15 protein-coding genes are annotated in these 19,140 nt (G+C 37.8%); 6 read left to right on the plus strand and 9 right to left on the minus strand.

Going from position 1 to position 19,140, the window contains the following annotated elements; genetic code table 11:
* Positions 1-98: 98 nt before the first annotated feature.
* The 3 genes from QI031_RS15015 (at position 99) to QI031_RS15025 (ending at position 2,005) form a co-directional block, all read left to right on the plus strand.
* Positions 99-941 carry a sterol desaturase family protein gene (locus QI031_RS15015; RefSeq protein ID WP_281480485.1) on the plus strand — a complete coding sequence of 281 codons (843 nt, stop codon included), beginning with the start codon at positions 99-101 and terminating at the stop codon, positions 939-941.
* 215 nt (positions 942-1,156) lie between these two features.
* A complete protein-coding gene (locus tag QI031_RS15020) occupies positions 1,157-1,336 on the plus strand; it encodes a hypothetical protein (RefSeq protein WP_281486182.1) in 180 nt (59 codons plus the stop codon).
* A 177-nt stretch (positions 1,337-1,513) separates the two neighbouring features.
* Positions 1,514-2,005, plus strand: a complete 492-nt coding sequence (locus QI031_RS15025) for an orange carotenoid protein N-terminal domain-containing protein (RefSeq protein ID WP_281480486.1) — start codon at positions 1,514-1,516, stop codon at positions 2,003-2,005.
* Between the two features lie 549 nt (positions 2,006-2,554).
* On the opposite strand, the gene QI031_RS15030 is transcribed toward QI031_RS15025, so the two are convergent.
* The 4 genes from QI031_RS15030 to QI031_RS15045 form a co-directional block, all read right to left on the minus strand.
* Positions 2,555-4,402, minus strand: coding sequence for a bifunctional serine/threonine-protein kinase/formylglycine-generating enzyme family protein (locus QI031_RS15030; protein WP_281480487.1), 1,848 nt, complete (start codon positions 4,400-4,402; stop codon positions 2,555-2,557).
* A 335-nt stretch (positions 4,403-4,737) separates the two neighbouring features.
* On the minus strand, positions 4,738-6,057 hold the full coding sequence (locus tag QI031_RS15035; RefSeq protein ID WP_281480489.1) for a hybrid sensor histidine kinase/response regulator: 1,320 nt from the start codon (positions 6,055-6,057) through the stop codon (positions 4,738-4,740).
* A 372-nt stretch (positions 6,058-6,429) separates the two neighbouring features.
* Positions 6,430-7,230 carry an ABC transporter permease gene (locus QI031_RS15040; RefSeq protein WP_343217802.1) on the minus strand — a complete coding sequence of 267 codons (801 nt, stop codon included), beginning with the start codon at positions 7,228-7,230 and terminating at the stop codon, positions 6,430-6,432.
* A 151-nt stretch (positions 7,231-7,381) separates the two neighbouring features.
* On the minus strand, positions 7,382-7,804 hold the full coding sequence (locus QI031_RS15045) for an ester cyclase (RefSeq protein WP_281480490.1): 423 nt from the start codon (positions 7,802-7,804) through the stop codon (positions 7,382-7,384).
* 821 nt (positions 7,805-8,625) lie between these two features.
* Between QI031_RS15045 and QI031_RS15050 the strand changes: the two genes are divergently transcribed.
* A complete protein-coding gene (locus QI031_RS15050; RefSeq protein ID WP_281480491.1) occupies positions 8,626-9,711 on the plus strand; it encodes a glycosyltransferase family 4 protein in 1,086 nt (361 codons plus the stop codon).
* 249 nt (positions 9,712-9,960) lie between these two features.
* On the opposite strand, the gene QI031_RS15055 is transcribed toward QI031_RS15050, so the two are convergent.
* Together QI031_RS15055 and QI031_RS15060 are read right to left on the minus strand one after the other, a co-directional pair.
* Entirely contained in the window at positions 9,961-10,356 is a 396-nt protein-coding gene (locus QI031_RS15055) for a DUF1499 domain-containing protein (protein ID WP_281480492.1), read from the minus strand.
* Between the two features lie 80 nt (positions 10,357-10,436).
* A complete protein-coding gene (locus QI031_RS15060; RefSeq protein WP_281480493.1) occupies positions 10,437-10,949 on the minus strand; it encodes an HPP family protein in 513 nt (170 codons plus the stop codon).
* Positions 10,950-11,095: 146 nt separating this feature from the next.
* On the opposite strand from QI031_RS15060, the gene QI031_RS15065 reads away from it, so the two are divergent.
* Both QI031_RS15065 and QI031_RS15070 read left to right on the plus strand, forming a co-directional pair.
* Positions 11,096-12,244 (plus strand): alanine--glyoxylate aminotransferase family protein, encoded by a 1,149-nt coding sequence (locus QI031_RS15065; RefSeq protein WP_281480494.1) that lies wholly within the window; start codon positions 11,096-11,098, stop codon positions 12,242-12,244.
* Between the two features lie 440 nt (positions 12,245-12,684).
* Positions 12,685-15,123 (plus strand): BsuBI/PstI family type II restriction endonuclease, encoded by a 2,439-nt coding sequence (locus QI031_RS15070; protein WP_281480495.1) that lies wholly within the window; start codon positions 12,685-12,687, stop codon positions 15,121-15,123.
* A 55-nt stretch (positions 15,124-15,178) separates the two neighbouring features.
* Here the strand turns inward: QI031_RS15070 and QI031_RS15075 are convergent, their stop codons facing one another.
* The 3 genes from QI031_RS15075 to QI031_RS15085 all read right to left on the minus strand — a co-directional run bounded on the left by QI031_RS15075 (position 15,179) and on the right by QI031_RS15085 (position 18,953).
* Entirely contained in the window at positions 15,179-16,870 is a 1,692-nt protein-coding gene (locus QI031_RS15075) for a GldG family protein (RefSeq protein ID WP_281480496.1), read from the minus strand.
* Between the two features lie 259 nt (positions 16,871-17,129).
* Positions 17,130-17,942, minus strand: coding sequence for an ABC transporter permease (locus QI031_RS15080; protein WP_281480497.1), 813 nt, complete (start codon positions 17,940-17,942; stop codon positions 17,130-17,132).
* Entirely contained in the window at positions 17,943-18,953 is a 1,011-nt protein-coding gene (locus QI031_RS15085) for an ABC transporter ATP-binding protein (RefSeq protein WP_281480498.1), read from the minus strand.
* Positions 18,954-19,140: the final 187 nt, after the last annotated feature.

Genomic DNA, 19,140 nt, shown 5'->3' on the forward strand with positions numbered 1-19,140 from the left:
ATCAAGATTTAGGAGTAGTTAACTGGCTTAACTGTCCTTGTATCTTGAAAATTGCTAAAATATTATATTTATGTACTTAAATATACAAAAAAACAGAAATGAAAAAATTTTTTGATTTCTGCTTGGAGATGGAATTTTTTTTTAAAGTTACTATTAGTTGCTTAATTATGCAGCAAATATTTTATTGGTTGTTGCATGATATCGAACTTAACTTTATCTCTCAAGTACTATTGTACTGGTTTGTTAGTTCTGTTTCATTTTATAGTATTGGTTTTTTCATCGAAAAAGTGATTAAAAATAATGAGACTTTAAAAGATAAACTAACTGTTAGGCTTAAGAAAGTCAGAAAACAACCTTTTCCTGACTTTACTATCAAAGGCATTATGGTTGGGGAAATCAAAAGTTTCATCACAGCTTTAATTATCCTCTATCTAGCACCAGAGGTAACTAGAGGAAATAGTTTACTTTTAAATTTTGGATGGTTCTTGAGTAGAATAATTATTGCTGATTTATGTTTTTATGTTTCTCATTGGCTACTTCATAGAAAGTTATTGCAGAAAATACATCTTAAACATCATGAATTTGCAGACTCTTCAAGTTTTGTTGCTGGACATAAGAGTTTGACTGAATATATTATTGTTACTATTACAGACTTGTTACCTATTTTTATCTTTGGGTATGATATTACTCAACTCTGTGCCTGGACAGTTGTAGGCAATGCTTACAATCTTGAAGGTCATAGTTCTTTGTCAATCTTTTTTATTCCATCAGATTTTCACGATCTTCATCACACTTGTTTTCAGGGAAACTATGGTATTCAAGGATTTTGGGACAGAGTATTTAACACATTAAATGTTCCTACAAAGAAGATAGGAATTATGTTCCCTGTAGCTTCTGTGGAAGAATATATCACCATAAAATCGTCTAGTAATATTGATTGAGTTAAGAATTTTAGATATAGGACTCCTATTTGATTTTTGAACACGATTCAGTACATATCTATCCCTTCTTAACTGTTCCCTGTTTCCTGTTTTCTGTTCCCTACCTACACAAATAAATTCGGTAATCAAACCGGATTACTATAGTAATTTTCCTAACAGCTGTGGCAATGTGGATATAGGTACACAATCATAGCTGACTGACATTATAGGAAATAATGATGAACCGATCAAAAATAGTTGCCATTATTACAGGTGCGATTTCTATTCTTTTAGCGATCGCTTATCTGCTTTTAGTGCAAATTTTAGACTACCGGGACATGAAACCCGCGCCTATGAGCCAATTTGCAGTACCTGCGATCGCCTCCCAGGGTAAGCAAATTGATCGTATCGCCTAAGTTGGAATGAAATTTAACCGATGTGTAGAGATGCGAGCGATCGCGTCTCTATATTTATAGAGTGTTTTTATGTCTCAGGGTGATATTTATGATTTAGATACATCCGTCCTCAGTAGGGTGGAACAGTGAATATAGTTTGTTACGGTTATTAGTGAAGTAATTGCAATCAAATTGTTTATGACTTATACACAAACAAACGATCCAACTATTCGTGAACCTGTCCAATCATGGCAAAAACTGGATGTAGATCAACAGTTAGCTTTGTTTTGGTTTATTTACGAGGAAATCGGTAATTCTATTACCCCAGCAGCCCCCAATGCTAGCACTGTTTCACCTGAAATTGCTGAAGGTTTGTTCAATCAAGTTAAAGAATTAACTCATGAAGAACAACTGCAAATTCAGCGTGACTTGATCAACAAAGTAGACAGCCAGATTAGTCGTGAATATGGTTCTTTAAGCGACACTACAAAGCTTCTATTTTGGTATCGTTTAGCTCAAGGTATGGAAAACTCTACTATTATTCCTATGCCTTCTAACTATGAGCTTTCTTCAGAAGCCCAGACTCTGTTTAACAACATCAAAGCATTACCTTTTGATAAGCAACTTAACGTTTTCCGTGATTATGTTTCGCCAATGGGCGCTCAATCAAAAGCTGGTGCTGAAATTTAAAATCGCGTAAATTTTGATAACTGTAGCCGTTATCCTCTATAGACAACGGCTATTGTGCAGTTAGTATTAGTCTTCATAAATAAATACAGAGTAAAAATCATAATTTTTACTCTGTCTTGCCTTTAGGTTGCTCTTTGGGATAGCTGCACCCTAAACAACCTAAATTCATAACGCCCTTTATTTTGTATAATGTATTTTAAATTAAATAATTAATAATTTCATCTATCTTACGACTGGTTTAAATATAGTTATTTTTATCTTTTTATAGTGTATTATTTGGAGATAAAATACCTGATTTAAATCCAAGCATAATTAACAACATTTTAATTTATTACGTTGTAGAATTAAATACTTCAAAAAATAAATTATTCATTCGTGAACAACAAGATCCCCGACTTCTTTAAGAAGTCGGGGATCTGAACCTCTAAATAGATAACGTAAAAATTTTATTTAAGTCATACAAAAGACCTAATTATTAACAATATTAATACTAACATTATAGACAGATATCCAATACAAAACACTTCTGTGTTTAAAGACTCAATTATGCTATGTAGCAGAAAGTACGACTCTAAAACCACATACTCTCAGCCCACCATCTGATTCATTCCAGCTACGACTAGCACTGCGGCAAAGTTCTGCACTAAAACTCCAAGAACCACCGCGCAATACTCGACGATGCACATCGCCGCCAACTTCCCAGACGCTGCCATCTGCGGGTGCGCCATGATAATTATTATGCCAAGCATCAGCACACCATTCCCAAACTAACCCGTGCATATCATATAACCCAAAGGCATTAGCTACTAGAAAACTGCCTACATCGGTCGTTTCTTTACGGTATCTAGTTTTTGTATCAACAGAGTAAGTATCGCTACTGCTACAGGTAACTAAATCGGGGGTAATCGTTTCGCCAAAGTGGAAAGATGTAGTAGTTCCAGCACGACAAGCATATTCCCATTCAGCTTCACTGGGTAAACGATACTTGCGTCCAGTTTTTTGTGACAGTCTCACACAAAATTCTACAGCTTCGTGCCAAGAAACATTTTCTACTGGCCGATTGACACCTTTGAATTTAGAAGGATGAGGATTTAAGGTTTGTTTGACTTTGGGCAAAGCTGCTACAACTCTCCATTGTGCTTGAGTCACGGGAAATTTACCTATCAAAAAAGGTTCAATAGTGACTTGGTGTTGAGGGCGTTCGTCGGCATCTCCTTCAACAGTTGGTGAACCCATCATGAAAGTACCACCAGGAATTGCCACCATTTCGATGTTCACACTATGACTCAATTCTTCTGCAAAAAATTTAGCACAAGAGCGATCGCGGCTTACTTCTGTGCCAACTGTGTCTACTGTCAAAACTTCAAATTCAAAGGTTTGTAAAGGTGGTAATGGAAGATTTGATTTTGGTGGCGTTTGTAATTGTAGTAATGTAGTTTGGGCAGTTTCTATAATTTGTGTTTCAGTGGTCGATGTTTTGATAGACATTAAATCATTAAAAACCGCTGCGGCTGATTGATATCTTTCACTAGGCAAGTTCTTGAGTAACTTATCCAAAATTTTGCCTAAATCATCGCCAATAGTGATACCTTTATTTTGTAAGTACTCTTGCCACAACCACTTGCCATTCATGGCATCATAAAGACCATCATTAATACTGCCGAAGCTATCTTGTGAGGGTAAACATTGAGTTAAAAGACGCGCACAAGTTACACCCAAAGCATATAAATCACTACCATTACAAGCAAATCCAGCCATTTGTTCGGCGGGTGCATAACCAATAGTATAAATAACTGTAGCTTGTCTGGCTAAACTAGTTTGTGTTACCTGTTTTGCTCCGCCAAAGTCAATCAATACTGGCTTGCCATCAGTGTCACGACGAATGATATTTTCTGGTTTGATATCCCGATGGATGACATTATGAGAGTGAACAAATTCTAGAACTGGTAACAAATCAGCTAAAAGTTGGCGAATTTGTGCTTCACTAAAAGGTTGTTGTTTAACTTCTTGTAAAAGAGTTTTTCCTTGAATAAATTCTTGAACAAGATACAAACTTAATCCTTGCTCAAAGTAAGCCAATAATCTAGGAATTTGGGTATGATTTTCTCCTAATTCATACAAACGAAATGCTTCTTCTCTAAAAAACTCTGCTGCTTTGGCGCGTTGTACGGTTCCTTGAACTTGCGGGAAGAATTGCTTGATGACGCAAGGCGCATTTAATCTATCTGCATCTTCTGCTGCATAAGTTCTGCTAAATCCACCTTCACCTAAGAGTATTAATACACGATAGCGGTTTCTCAAAAGTTTGCCAAAGCTGCTTTGTCCGCAACTTATACAAAATCTATTGCCGTCAGGATTAAATGGATTTGAGCAATTGGGATTTTGGCAGATTTGCATAATGAGGGGTAAATAGCATCTTGTCCCAAGTTAGCCCCAATATTATCAAATTTAAAATAGATATTCAGACAAATAAAACACTCTATCTTTCATCTAGGTAGATGCTTGCATTAATAAAAACTACAGATTAAGAAGTTTGATTTATTTGTTGCTTTCTACGGGGTACTTTTTAAATAAGAGTATATATGAGTGCAAACATTTTATTTACAAAAAGAATAATAAATCTAACTATAGAATTTGTCAAGGGTGTTGCCATAGTAATCGAGAGGTTAAGGTCTCCGATTTATCCACTAAATTGGGGATCTTATTGTTTATGATGTATAAAACTTCTACTTCTATAGTGGAAGTTTTATAATAAATTCTGTCCCTTCTCTTAATCTCGAAATACAGTCGAGTTTTCCTAAATGTTTTTCTTCGACGATTTGTCGACTAATCGATAACCCTAAACCAGTACCTTTACCTACAGATTTAGTAGTAAAAAATTGTTCAAATATATGTTCTCGAACTTCTGGTGTCATGCCATCACCATTGTCTTTGATTGAGATGATTATATTTTGACTTAAAGAATCTAACTGTGTAGAAATAATAATTTGATTGAATTTTTGATCAGTCTGCGGATTTTCAGAAATATTAGTAGATTCATCTAAAGCATCAATAGCATTAGCGATAATATTCATGAATACCTGATTCATGGGGCCTGGATAGCATTTTATTTGGGGCAATTCGCTATAGTTTTTAATCAGTTCAATATGCGAATGTTGATTATTTGCTTTCAATCGATGCTTCAAAATCATTAATGTACTTTCAATGCCTTGATGAATGTCAATTGCTATTTTATTAGATGCATCAGAACGGGAAAAATTTCGTAAACTCTGACTAATTTCACAAATGCGTTCAATACCTACACCCATAGAAGACACTACTCTGGGAACATCTTGAATCATTTCTTCTAAATCAATTTTTTGAGCATGTTCGTCAATCTCTAGTACTGGTTTTGAATAGTAATAACGATAAAGTTGTAAATGATGAATTAGGTTTGATGTATATTGAGAAATGTAGTTTAAATTACCTTTAATAAAACCAACAGGGTTATTAATTTCATGAGCTACACCAGCAACTAACTGACCAAGGGCAGACATTTTTTCACTTTGTACTAACTGTAATTGAGATTGTTTTAAATCATGTAGCGCTTGAGAAAGTTCTACTGTACGTTCTTTGACTCGCTCTTCTAGTTCAGCTTTTTGTTGTGCAAGTTGTTGAGTTAAAAAATGCAGCTTTAAATGTATATTAATTCTAGCTAAAAATTCTTCTGTTTGAAACGGTTTAATAATGTAATCGACAGCTCCTATCGAAAGACCTTTAACTTTATCAGTTGTGTCAGATAAAGAGGTCATAAAAATTATTGGTATATCTTGTGTTAAATAATTTGCTTTAAGTTTTTGACAAGTTTCAAATCCATTAATTCCCGGCATCATCACATCTAAGAGTATTAGATGTGGTTGATGCAATTCAGCTTGTGCAATGGCAGTTTTACCATCATTAGCTACTAAAATTTTACATCTAGAGTCAGCGATCGCAGCAGAAATTAATTGTAAATTAGTCTTATTATCATCAACAATCAAGATCGTGGCATTGTCCAAATATATCTGATTCATGGAAGATTCACCCTGAGAAATCTCAGCTATACAAACTAGACGGAAGGCTACGCAGACGAATTTAATAGCCCCTGATTTCTAGTCTACGAGGCAATTTTATCTCTAATAACAAGTAAAAATATTCTATATGAACGTCAATTTTTTTGAATTTAGAACAAATTACTTATTTTTAAACAAACATAAAAATGAAATTTATTTATATTATTTATAATAAAAACAACATTATCTTATTAAGTATATTGATTAACTGACCTCAGTGCTATCACGGTAATGTTTATCAATTAAAATGCTGTTTTAACAACTAAATATGCATTTTGAAGACTCAATTAACATCATCAGAAATATTGCTAAATTGTGCAACAAAAAATATTGTTACTTTTTCTCTCCAAAAGCGCGAATTAATTCAGCTGCCAACGCGACAATTGCAGATACTGAAATTAAGAGGATGCTGAGAGCATTAATATCAGGCTTAACTCCTGTTCTGATGCGACCAAAAATTTCCATTGGTAAAGTGTTAGAACCACTACCTGCGGTAAAGCTAGCGATGAGAAAGTCATCGAAGCTGAGGACAAAGGCTAGCAAACAGCCGGCTATAATGCCAGGCATTAGTTGAGGTAATAATACTTTGATGAAGGCTTGTACTGGTGTGGCTCCTAAATCTAATGCTGCTTCTTCTAAGTGAGGATCTAAGTTGGTCAGCCGTGAGGAAACCACAAGTCCCACATAAGCCAGACAAAAGACTAGATGAGCCGCAACAATTGTCCACAAACTCAGGGGGATAGCAAATGCTGCTAAAAATACTAGCGTGGCTACAGCGATCGCAATATCAGGAATAATTAACGGTAGGTAAGAAATACCGCGATACAATTTCTTACCTAGAAATTGATAGCGTGCCAATCCCACTGCCATTAAAGTACCCAGAACTGCGGAAATACTTACTGCACAAAAAGCAACTATCAAACTATTTTTTAAAGCTGATAAAATTCTTTCGTCGCTGAACAATTTGCCATACCAATCAAGGGTAAAACCTTGCCAACTCGCACTATAAGGCGATTGATTGAAACTATAAAAGCCAAGTACCAGTATAGGCAGGTACATAAATACAAATATGACTACTGAGAAAACCGCCTGCCATGCGACACGCGGTTTTTTAAGAGAGGGAGAAGTATTCACGCTTACAATTATTTATTTCTTTGGCCAGACACTTTAGCCTGTTTTAAAAAAAAAGTCAATATATATTTTTCTATTTAGGCTTGTAGTAACCAGCACATTAGCTGAAAGCATTAAAAACGGACAAAGCACGAGAGTCATGATGGATTTTGGCTTATTTTACTAAGCCTAGCCCTTCAAATAAACGGTACTTATCCCAATCGACCCAGCTTTCGACAATTTTGCCATCTTCAAATCGGTCGATCTCAATGCCGGTCCAAGTCACTTCCTTTCCAGTCGGTGCAAGTCCGATATATTCGCCCGTGTGGATAGCCGTAAACTCCCATCGGGTGCTGACCAAATCGCCTTCGGCTATTTGCATCAAAACAAGAGCTTTTGAGTTGGAGAAAGATTTATGATAATTGCTGATCATCTTTTTCCACTCCTCCAGGTTCTTGTCAGATACACCGCCTTCAACATCGGGTTCTTGATGGTTGACGTAATTTTTTGTAAAAATGTCCTTGGGACTATCTGAATTGTTGCTGTCCCACATTCTTATAGCGCGCCGTGAAATTTCTTTACAGTTGTTAGCTGACATATCAATCTCCTTTGGCGTTAGAGAACAGAAACATGAATTAGAGCGATTATGTTGTGAAGTTCTAAGTCATTTCAAGAATCTATTTCTAGATGCCACAACTTTTGTCATGTATGAACGCTAAATGGTTTTTTAGCTTCAACTTAATTACATACTTGCATCTTATTACTTTACGTTACTGATTGGAAAATCTAACCGTTTTAATCATGTCTCATCCTGACATAAATCTAACTCCATCAAAAGTAGAGGAAGACAACCCTACGCCTCTATCTTTAGAACTAATACTTGGCGGATCATTCTTTAATTAGAATATTCAGGCTATACCAACAGTTAAGTTTTTATGACATTATCAGGATAAACATTCAACAAAGAGCCTAAGCTCCAATATAGTAATTGTTATATGTAACCAAAAAGCATATATTTCCCAATATCTTCCTAAGTAAGGAGGTAATTTTATTTAATTGCTCAACTTCTGTTGGTAGAAATGTTCAAAAATCAAGAATTACAAACAATCAGACTTTTGGTGAGACATGACACGATACTGCAAAATTGACTAATTACAGTAATATTTGAGCATAAAAGCCAAAAAAAGCTGAATTTTTACATTGTTTATTTAACAAGAATGTATTTTCCTTCTGAGGAAGAGGAAAATTTCCCTACAAAGGTAGACCAATAAACCACTAATAAAAGTATAGAATTTGGAAGTTATTCAGAACAAAGTTAGTGTTTAAAGTTATTTTTTAGTGCGATATCAATAACTTATAAGCACATTTGAAATTAAAGCAGATACCTGTAAGTCAAATTTTATTTGTAGGAGGTTGGTGATGCGAATTGCTCAAGTAGCCCCACTATCAGAAAGAGTTCCCCCTCTAACTTATGGAGGTATAGAGCTAGTAGTGTCTTTATTGACTGATGAGTTAGTCCGACGTGGACATGAAGTCACACTATTTGCATCGGGAGATTCTCTCAGTTTGGCAGAACTAGTATCAGTTCATCCTCGCGCCCTTAGACTTGATCCTAATGTCAAGGAACGGGGTATTTATGAAATGCTGCAATTAGGTTTAGTATACGAACGGGCAGAGGAATTTGATATTATTCATTCCCACCTGTGCTGCTCGTCACTACCTTATGCGAATTTGGTAAAAACTCCCACAATTCATACTTTACACGGCATTTTTACTCCTGATAATGAAAAGATGTTTCAACATGCTAAACATCAACCTTTTGTGAGTATTTCCGATGCACAACGAGAATTGAAGTTAGGGCTGAACTATGTAAAAACGGTTTATAACGGCATTGATGTCAGCAGTTATAAATTTCATGCTCAACCAGAAGATCCCCCATATTTAGCATTTTTAGGGCGAATTTCTCCAGAGAAAGGTACACATTTAGCGATCGCGATCGCTAAACAAACAGGTTGGCATTTAAAAATTGCCGGAAAGGTTGATGTAGTTGATGTGGAATATTTTGAGCAGGAAATTAAGCCACAAATCGATGGTAAGCAAATTGAGTATCTGGGTGAAGCCAATCATACACAAAAAAATGCTCTAATGGGAGGTGCAGTCGCAACTCTTTTCCCCATCACTTGGCGAGAACCATTTGGGTTAGTGATGGTTGAATCAATGGCAGCCGGCACACCCGTTATTGCGATGAAACTAGGGTCTACTACGGAAGTAATTACTCACGAAAAAACAGGTTTTCTCTGCAACAATATTGAAGAGTGCATCAGTGCTGTTGACAGAATCACAGAACTAGATCGCTACACTTGTCGCAAAGATGTTGAAAATCGTTTTAGTCTTCAGCGGATGACTGATGGTTATGAAGCAGTTTATCAACAGATTATGGAAGAGCGATTTGCCAATAATGGGCATGTCCGCACTACAGTTGGTTTAGGTAGCCGACGCAGCTAGATAGATCTTCCTAGTTAGTTTTTTAGATAATTGATAATGGGTAATTTAGAGAAACCCATTACCAATTACCTACAAGGTTAATAATGACAAGGTAAATGAAAAAATTAAGTTTATTCGCTTGATATAGGACTCCTATTTGATTTTTGAACACGATTCAGTACATATCTATCCCTTCTTAACTGTTTCCTGTTTCCTGTTCCCTACCTACACAAATAAATTCACCGAATCAAACCGGATTACTATATTAATCTAAACTTCTTTTAACTTGGTTCTAATCGTCTCTATTCGTTGACGATTTACACCCAAGTCACTTTGACCCAACCGCGAGGCTGAACGAACTTGAATAACATTAGCATTGCGGTCTAGATAGAACTCTACATCATCTACAAAACCCATTAAAGCACTCTTAAATTCGGCATATAAATAATCATGACTTTGAGTGATAATTTTAGTTCTTGGTAAAGACTCAACAACATTTTTAAGCTTAGTTAAAGCTTGTTCTGGAGTCGAAGTAAAAGTTAGTGGTGCAATTGTATGGACTGCATCAAAACTTTGACTGGAAACACAATTAGGAGAGTTTGGACAAGGTGCTAATTTGCCGTTGTTAACACCTAAGTTGTTTGGTTGTTTGCCGGCGAAAATCATGATTTTTCTATTAAAATATAATGCCAATATATTTAATTTATATGAAATTTGAACTATGAACGATAAATTATAAATTTTATCTAGCTGTAACGTGCCAACAGCCAAAGTGCGAAGCGCTCCAATCCCACTAATAGAACGGTTATACCTACTGCCAAAGCAAATAAAACTATGTTGCTAACTTGACCAGCCCTCAAAGCAAAACTTAGGGAAGTAGAAACGGCTGGAGGATGCATGGCATCTAATAGAATCATTAACATAATCGCTATCACCATTGAAATACCGCCTGAAAGATATCCTCCACCAAATAATAAATAGGTGATAAACCCAATAATAGCTGCCATCATTTGGGCAAGAATCAAAGTTCGTACAGCATTTGTACCATGATGAGGGTCAAGATAAATCAAAAAGGCACTGGAAGCTAAAGATGCAAATAAAAGACGTTGCTGACTGAGCGCTTCGACTAAGGCCATGACAGTTAGTACTATTAGGGTTGGTGCTGTTGCTAAGGCTATTTCTCCTTTGAGACCTAACCTGCGTCTGAGGGTTAGATTTGCTTGGCGTAAGGGTTTTAAGCTTGAACGTTTTTGACTCATTCTAGTATTTCTGTTTTTGATTTAACTCTAAAGCTTTAGCAGATAGACTTGCATCAGCTTTTTGCTATATATAAAAGTCTGACTAAAACATTGGTGATGCGATCGCTCTATGATGCGGTAAGTACCGTCTAGGCTAGAAGCTAATTATGATGCCAACAATCTCAATTAACGACGCTCAGCGCTTGCAACTCCAACCTTTAGAAATCCCATCACGGTTACTTTTAGGGCCAGGCCCTTCAAATGCCCATCCCGCAGTTCTCCAGGCGATGAATACCTCGCCAGTTGGGCATCTTGATCCGGCTTTTTTAGCACTCATGGATGAGATTCAATCTTTATTACGCTATGTCTGGCAAACAGAGAACACCCTCACCATTGCAGTCAGCGGTACAGGTTCCGCTGCTATGGAAGCAACCATTGCCAATGCCATAGAACTCGATGATGTGGTTTTGATTGGTGCAGCAGGTTACTTTGGTCATCGCCTCGTGGATATGGCTGGACGATATGGTGCAGATGTGCGAACTATGACTAAACCTTGGGGACAAGTTTTCACATTAGATGAACTCCGCACCGCTGTAGAAACTCATCGTCCGGCGATTTTGGCTTTGGTTCATGCCGAAACTTCTACAGGCGCACGTCAACCTTTAGAAGGAGTCGGTGAACTGTGTCGTGAATTTGGCACTTTATTATTAGTAGATACAGTCACAAGTCTTGGTGGTGTCCCGATATTTTTGGATGCTTGGGGAGTTGACTTAGCTTATAGTTGTAGCCAAAAAGGGTTAGGTTGTTCTCCTGGTGCTTCACCTTTTACAATGAGTTCCCGTGCAGTTGAGAAGTTGCAGCAACGCAATACAAAAGTGGCAAACTGGTATTTAGATATGTCATTGCTGAGTAAGTATTGGGGCAAAGAACGCACATATCATCATACAGCACCCATTAACTTGTACTATGGTTTGCGGGAAGCCCTACGCTTGGTGGCAGAAGAGGGACTAGCAAACTGCTGGCAGCGTCATCAAAAAAATGTAGAGTATCTCTGGGAAGGTTTGGAAGACTTAGGACTGAGTATGCATGTTGAACGGGAGTATCGATTACCAACCCTAACTACAGTCCGTATTCCAGGAGGGGTAGATGGTAAGGCGATCGCCCAACAGTTACTGAATGAGCATAATATTGAAATTGGTGGTGGTCTGGGTGAATTAGCTAATCAAGTCTGGCGCGTAGGGCTGATGGGTTTCAACAGCCGTCAAGAAAGCGTTGACCAACTTTTAGCAGCACTGCGCTTAGTTTTACCAAAATAGTTGGAGCTTGATTAGGTGCGTTTTTTGTTAACGCACCTATGCCATTTCCAACTCGTAAACTTTCAACCTCTTGAAATCTTATTGAAAGAAAAAACCAGTAATTAGCAGAGGCAAGAGTATCAGAACAGACACAATTAAAACGAGGGTTGCAGGATCAATCTTGATATGATTCTTCTGTGGATCGCTCATTGGTGAAGTTCTCTGTGAACAAACATATTAATTCAGCCTAAAGGATATTTGTTCTTGTTTCCAAACCTATTGAGGTTGAAACTATAGTGCTGTTAATCAAATTTAGTTGCCAGACATCTGACAAGGGGAGATAGTAAGTGATTATTTCATCAAACAATAATAATACTTTAAGCCTCTGTAGTCTTGCGAAACCATCGAAGATAAATTTACTTGCGGAAGTGGATATCTATCGAACTATTGCTAATTTACAAATGACACAAAACAACAAGGGTTCAATGGGTCAGTTTTTGACCCCTGCCCCAGTTGCAGAATTAATGGCAGAGATGTTTGATCAATTAGGTTCAGAAATAACACTTCTTGATGCAGGTGCAGGAATTGGTTCATTATCAGCCGCTTTTGTAGCAAAGGTATGCCAAAATCAACAATCTATCTCAAATCTGCATATTGTAGCTTATGAAATTGATCCTATTTTAATTAAGTATTTATATCAAACTTTAGAATTATGTAATCAGAAATGCCAACATTTTGGCATTGATTTCAAATATGAAATTCGTGAGACTGATTTTATTGAAGATGTAGTCAATATCTTGCAAAATAGTTTGTTTAATAAAGCAAATAAAGCAGAATTTACCCATGCTATTCTTAACCCGCCTTATTTGAAAATTAATGCCCACTCTCCGGTTCGGAAATTATTACGTTCCATAGGTCTGGAAACCAGCAATCTTTATAGTGGTTTCATTGCTGCTACGGCAATACTACTAAATTCCGGAGGTGAGCTTGTAACAATTACACCGCGTAGTTTTTGTAATGGCCCATATTTCCGTAACTTCCGCAAGATGTTTTTGGGGATGATGGCTTTACAGCAATTATATCTTTTTGAGTCACGGCAAGAAGCGTTTAGTGATGACGATGTTTTACAAGAAACTCTCATTATTCATGCTAAAAAACAAAAGCATCAGCCGAATAGTGTACTAATTAATACCAGTTTTGGTATTGATGATGACTTAATCATGTCTAATTCTGTACCATATACAGCTTTAATTCGCCTCAATGATCCAGAGCAGTTTATCCATATACTTCCAGATACCTTTAGCCAGCATATTGTTCAGCAAATGGATCTTTTTAGCTGTACTTTAAAAGACCTAAATCTGACAGTTTCAACTGGGCGAGTTGTGGATTTTCGTGCAAAAGAGTACCTCAGAATTAAACTGGAAAATCATACTGTTCCTCTAGTTTACCCAGTTAATTTATCTAATGGATATGTAGATCATCCAAAAACCACTAAAAAGCCTCAAGCTTTAGTGTGTGGAGAAGAAACAGCTAATCTTCTAGTACCAAATGAGCATTATGTTCTATGCAAAAGATTTTCATCAAAAGAAGAAAAAAGGCGGATTGTTGCAGTTGTTTATGATGCCGACCGATTTGATTATGCCTATGTGGGATTTGAAAATCACTTAAATTATTTTCATCAAAGTAATCGGGGAATAGATATTAAATTAGCCCGCGGATTAGCAGTTTATCTTAATTCCACCTTAGTTGATTCTTTTTTTCGCTTATTCAATGGACATACTCAGGTTAATGCAACTGATTTACGAAATTTGAAGTATCCTACTTTAGAACAACTACTATTATTAGGGTCGTGGGTTGGTGAGCAATTTCTTTCTCAACGAGAAATTGATCAATTGATAGAAGAAAAACTACTGAGTATGACAAACCATTCAGAAAACAATCCAATTGCAATCAAATCTCGAATTAATCAAGCGCTGCAAATCTTGACGGATTTAAGTTTTCCGCGAACACAGCTTAATGAAAGGTCTGCCTTAACGCTTCTGGCTTTGCTTGGCTTAAAGCCAAATGATCCTTGGGTATCAGCGACTTCCCCTTTGATGGGAATTACACCCATGATGGATTTTATGGCTCAATATTATGGCAAAACCTATAAACCCAATACTAGAGAAACAGTTCGCCGCCAAACAGTGCATCAATTTTTAGATGCAGCTTTAATAGTTGCTAATCCAGATGATCCAAACCGTCCTATTAATAGTCCTAAAACTGTATATCAGATCGAAGACAGCGCACTTGAACTATTACGAACCTATGATACTGAGGAATGGGAAAAGAGTATTCGCACTTATCTTGCTTCAGTCAAAACCCTCAAAAAGCGTTATGCTCAAGAACGTGAAATGTCTCGTATTCCTATAGTAATTGAAGGTAAAGTTAAGACTTTATCACCAGGTGGTCAAAATATTCTAGTCGAAAAAATTATTAATGAATTTGCGCCTCGTTTCACACCTGGTGGAAAGCTTATCTATGTTGGTGATACAGACAAAAAATTTGCTCACTTCGATGAATCAGCATTACAAGAATTGGGTGTTACTATCGATGTTCACGGCAAAATGCCAGATGTCATCATTCACTTTACCGCTAATAATTGGTTAGTACTGATTGAAGCTGTAACATCACATGGTTCAATTAACCCTAAGCGGAAACAAGAACTGGAAACTTTATTTAAAGCAACTCGACTACCACTGGTTATGGTGACAACATTCCTTAGCCGTAAAGCAATGGTGGAGTATTTACCAGAGATTGCTTGGGAAACAGATGTCTGGGTTGCTGAAGATGCCACTCATTTAATTCACTTTAATGGTCAACATCTTTTGCAGTTATATACAAATGATTCCATTAGTTAAGAGCTAGTATAGCGATCGCCTGTAACAAATCGCTAACTAATTCTTTTACTTGCTCTTATCTTCTTCGCCACCAAATAACAGCCGCTGTTACTAACCCTATTAAAGGTAAAAACAACAGAGATGACAATGTTAAAAAACTAGCTTGGACGTTTGTCAAATTGATCCGACGGTTATTCGGCTCTTTGGGACGAATTGAAAGGAGTTGTTGATTTTGTTGACTCAGCCAAGTAACAGAGTTGAGGAAAACATCTCCATTTAGTTGCTGTTGAAACAAGCCATTAGTGGCGAAATCAGAATTTCCTAAGACTACTAAGCGCGCCTCGGTAGCAGGTTGTTCAGATTTCTCTTCAGTTGGGGGAGTAGGACTAGTTTGAGCTTCAGGTGTCGGTGATGGTAATGGTGAGGTCGTAGGAGTAGGACTAGCTTGACCTTCGCTTGTTGGTGATGGTGACGGTGAAGTTGTAAGAGTAGGAATACTTTGAGCTTTAGCTGATAGTTTTTTGTCCAAAGCCACACCCAAGGTTAAAGGGCCTTTGAGATCTTGATCAGAATTAAACTCTAACTTTTCACTTTGGAGGTCACTTTCAGCCCAGCTGTTGGGATAGGGTTTAGTTCGCAGCAAAGGAGTAGCTTCGATACCAGCCACTGGAGTAATTTCTAAAGGTCTAGCTAACCGATAAAAAGAAATGCCTTGACCAAAATCTTTAGTAATTGGATGTTGTCCGTAGTCTGTGATGATGGGAGCAGCAGGGCCAAGTCCGACACCAGCGCCAGAGACATCTACGGCTAAACGATTGTCCAGACGCACACCCCACTCTTGTAACAAGTTGTTCAATTTGGGGTCAGTATTTGGATCAATCATTAGCAATACATTACCACCGCCATCAAGATAATTTTGCAAAGCTTTAACTTCGGCATCAAAAAGTTCTCGTTTGGGGCCAGCTACTACCACCACAGCAGCATCTTCGGGAACTTTAGGATTTTCTGTTAAATTCAGGGGTGATGTAGTGTAGTTTTTATCGCTTAAACCCTGAGTAGCTTGTGATATTCCACCTTCACCTGTGGAAATGGGATGTTCGCCATGACCTTGGAGAAAATAAACTTTTGCAGTAGTTGAAGTAGTAATTTGTTGCAATCGATTTGTTAATCTGACTTCTGATAAACGTTCATTCTCATTTACTGTTTGGACTAACTGGCGTTTATCTCCAGATTCGAGGTAAACTTCGCCATAATCTTTAACACCAAATTTTTCTGCTAATCCTGGTCTAGCTTGTGGGTCAACATATTCAAATCGAAAGTTAGAACTTTGCCGTTGATAATTTTCGAGCAATTCCTGATCTTGAGAGTTACGATTTACATCAAATATCCATATTTTTACGGGCTGTTGTAAGCCACGTACCAATTCCTGCGATTGGGGAGCAAGAGTAAATAACTGAGCTTCTGTTAAGTCTGCTCGTAGATGATAGCGAGTTCCTAAAAAGTTAATTAATCCTAAAATTACTAATACAGCCAGGATGGCAACTAAAGCATTAGTCCCAGCTTGAGTAGAACGACTTTTCCACCAATTACTTTTTTGGCTTTGCCACAATAACCACAACCCGCTGATGACAATTCCCGCAATCAGAAATGCTAAGGAAATTGCTCCCCAATTCCCAGAAACTAAACCAGATGTTAAACCTACAACAAATAGGAACGGGCCGAATAAAAATAGATATTGCCAAATTTTTTTTCTTTTGATGGTCTTCATGTTATTAAGTCAGGAAGCAGGGGAGCAGTGTTTCGACTACGCTCAACAACCACGGCATGGGAGGCAGGGGGAAAAGGACAAGGGGCAGGGAGCAGGGGAGAAGAGGAAAGAGTGTTAACCACAAATGAATAAGTGCGAAGTAGTTTCAAACTCCCCCTTGCACCCCGCGCCCCGAAGTTGCTCCACTTGGGGAGACCCCAAGACCGCACTTCTCTTCTGTCTCAATTCCTCCTTTTCATGCCCCATGCCCTTTTAATAATTACTGACGTTGAAAGCGTAGTGCATCTATTGATTGGGCTGTGAGAAAGATGCCCAAAAAAATGTAACTGGCAAATAAAATTAAGGCGCTTGTATCAAAAATCCCTTGGATGAGGGTGTTGTAATGTTTCAATAATGATAAATGACTTAAGGCTGCTCCTACTGGGCCACCAATACTTTTAGCGATTAAATCAACAAATAACAGCAATAAAACTAACGCAAAAGTCAAAACAGCAGACAAAATTGTACTTTCTGTTAAAGAGGAAATAAACATTCCTAAAGATAAAATTGCCGCTGCTAACAAAATTAGTCCCAAGTTACCCAGTAAAGGAATTAAGGGTGACATTGGCGGATTTGAGCCGCTAATAGCGATCGCTTCAAATAATAGCAAAGGCAAAACCATTGTGGTAAAAAATGTTAACACTCCTAATAATTTCCCCACTGCTACTGCCCAGTTAGTGACTGGTGAGGTGGCTAAAAGTTCCAATGTGCCGCGCTTGCGTTCTTCGGCGTACAATCCCATTGAAAGAATAGGCAAGATAAACAACAATAGCCAACCCATGCGATCTAAAAATGCCCGGATAAATTCGTAAGGCACATCTATCGGTGGTACAGGTACTCCTAGTTGTTGTCCCTGTAAATCTATGGCTGTAACTGCTGCCAAAATTCCATCTGGCCCCAGCAAAATCATTACAAAGAATAAGCCGGCAATGAACCAAAACACGCCAGCGATCGCATAAGCTAAGGGCGAGGTAAAATAACTCTGTAATTCTCGGCGATAAATGGCAATAATATTACTCAGTACTATACCCATTTATGCGGCTTCTCCTTCGTTGGCTGTTGAATCTACTTCAGGATCAAATTGTTTTTCTTCTCTAGTCAGTTGCAAGAATACATCTTCTAGGGTAGCGCTGACACGCCGCATTTCATATAAACCAAATTCTGCACGCACTAAAGCTGCGGCAATATCTTGTCCTGGTTCCCGTCCAGGTTGCGATATGACTCGTAAATAAGCACGGTTATCTTGAGGTGTGAAATGACTATGCGCTCCGGCGGTAGGAATTGATTCTACTAAACTTACTCCCGCGACATTCTGTAATACTTGTTTGGCTAAATTAGCTGATCCGGCAATTTCAATTTCATATCCTGAGCCGCCTGTCAACTGTGTCATTAAGCTTTCTGGTGTATTAGTTGCTACGATGTTGCCGCGATTGATAATAGCTACGCGGTTACAGGTCATGCTCACTTCTGGCAAAATATGCGTAGACAGAATAATGGTATGAGTCCCAGCGAGGCTTTTAATTAAATTTCGTACCTCGATAATCTGCCGGGGGTCAAGTCCTACAGTGGGTTCATCTAAAATAATTGCTGGTGGATCGTGGACTATGGCTTGAGCGATACCAACTCTTTGGCGATATCCTTTAGAAAGTTTGCGAATAATTACCCGCCGTTTTTCTTGTAAGTTACAGCGGGCGATCGCTGCTTGAACTTTAGCAGAGCGATCGCCTGCGGATACACCTTTAATGCGGGTGACAAAATGCAAAAATCCCTCTACCGTCATTTCTGGATATAACGGCGGTGTTTCTGGTAAATAGCCAATTCGCTGACGCACCGCTAAAGAATTTTCATGGACATCAAAACCAGCAATCTTAGCTGAACCATTTGTCGCTGGTAAATAACCCGCTAAAATCCGCATGGTTGTAGTTTTACCAGCACCATTCGGCCCCAAAAACCCTAAAATTTCCCCTGGTTCAACGTTAAAAGTCACATCAGTAATGGCTGGGGTAGAACCGTATGTTTTACTCAGATGTTCAACTTCAATCATTAATTTGGTAGCGATCGTTGAGATATACAATACCCAACAATCTTAGATCATGACGGGATTGAGGATTGAAGATTTATGATATTTTTTAGTGAAAATACTGAAACAAACGTCAAAAATAATATGTTTTGTGATGAAGATGACTAAGTACCTATGGCGATCGCTCAAACAATCTTTTTTGCGCTTCTGT

This window comes from Halotia branconii CENA392, from assembly GCF_029953635.1.
GTDB lineage: Bacteria > Cyanobacteriota > Cyanobacteriia > Cyanobacteriales > Nostocaceae > Halotia > Halotia branconii.

Excerpts from the sequence above, each read along its gene's own strand:
- QI031_RS15015 (WP_281480485.1), top strand. The coding sequence starts at position 99 with ATGAAAAAATTTTTTGATTTCTGCTTGGAGATGGAATTTTTTTTTAAA.
- QI031_RS15020 (WP_281486182.1), top strand. The coding sequence starts at position 1,157 with ATGATGAACCGATCAAAAATAGTTGCCATTATTACAGGTGCGATTTCT.
- QI031_RS15025 (WP_281480486.1), top strand. The coding sequence starts at position 1,514 with ATGACTTATACACAAACAAACGATCCAACTATTCGTGAACCTGTCCAA.
- QI031_RS15030 (WP_281480487.1), bottom strand. The coding sequence starts at position 4,402 with ATGCAAATCTGCCAAAATCCCAATTGCTCAAATCCATTTAATCCTGAC.
- QI031_RS15035 (WP_281480489.1), bottom strand. The coding sequence starts at position 6,057 with ATGAATCAGATATATTTGGACAATGCCACGATCTTGATTGTTGATGAT.
- QI031_RS15045 (WP_281480490.1), bottom strand. The coding sequence starts at position 7,804 with ATGTCAGCTAACAACTGTAAAGAAATTTCACGGCGCGCTATAAGAATG.
- QI031_RS15050 (WP_281480491.1), top strand. The coding sequence starts at position 8,626 with ATGCGAATTGCTCAAGTAGCCCCACTATCAGAAAGAGTTCCCCCTCTA.
- QI031_RS15055 (WP_281480492.1), bottom strand. The coding sequence starts at position 10,356 with ATGATTTTCGCCGGCAAACAACCAAACAACTTAGGTGTTAACAACGGC.
- QI031_RS15060 (WP_281480493.1), bottom strand. The coding sequence starts at position 10,949 with ATGAGTCAAAAACGTTCAAGCTTAAAACCCTTACGCCAAGCAAATCTA.
- QI031_RS15065 (WP_281480494.1), top strand. The coding sequence starts at position 11,096 with ATGATGCCAACAATCTCAATTAACGACGCTCAGCGCTTGCAACTCCAA.
- QI031_RS15070 (WP_281480495.1), top strand. The coding sequence starts at position 12,685 with ATGACACAAAACAACAAGGGTTCAATGGGTCAGTTTTTGACCCCTGCC.
- QI031_RS15075 (WP_281480496.1), bottom strand. The coding sequence starts at position 16,870 with ATGAAGACCATCAAAAGAAAAAAAATTTGGCAATATCTATTTTTATTC.
- QI031_RS15080 (WP_281480497.1), bottom strand. The coding sequence starts at position 17,942 with ATGGGTATAGTACTGAGTAATATTATTGCCATTTATCGCCGAGAATTA.
- QI031_RS15085 (WP_281480498.1), bottom strand. The coding sequence starts at position 18,953 with ATGATTGAAGTTGAACATCTGAGTAAAACATACGGTTCTACCCCAGCC.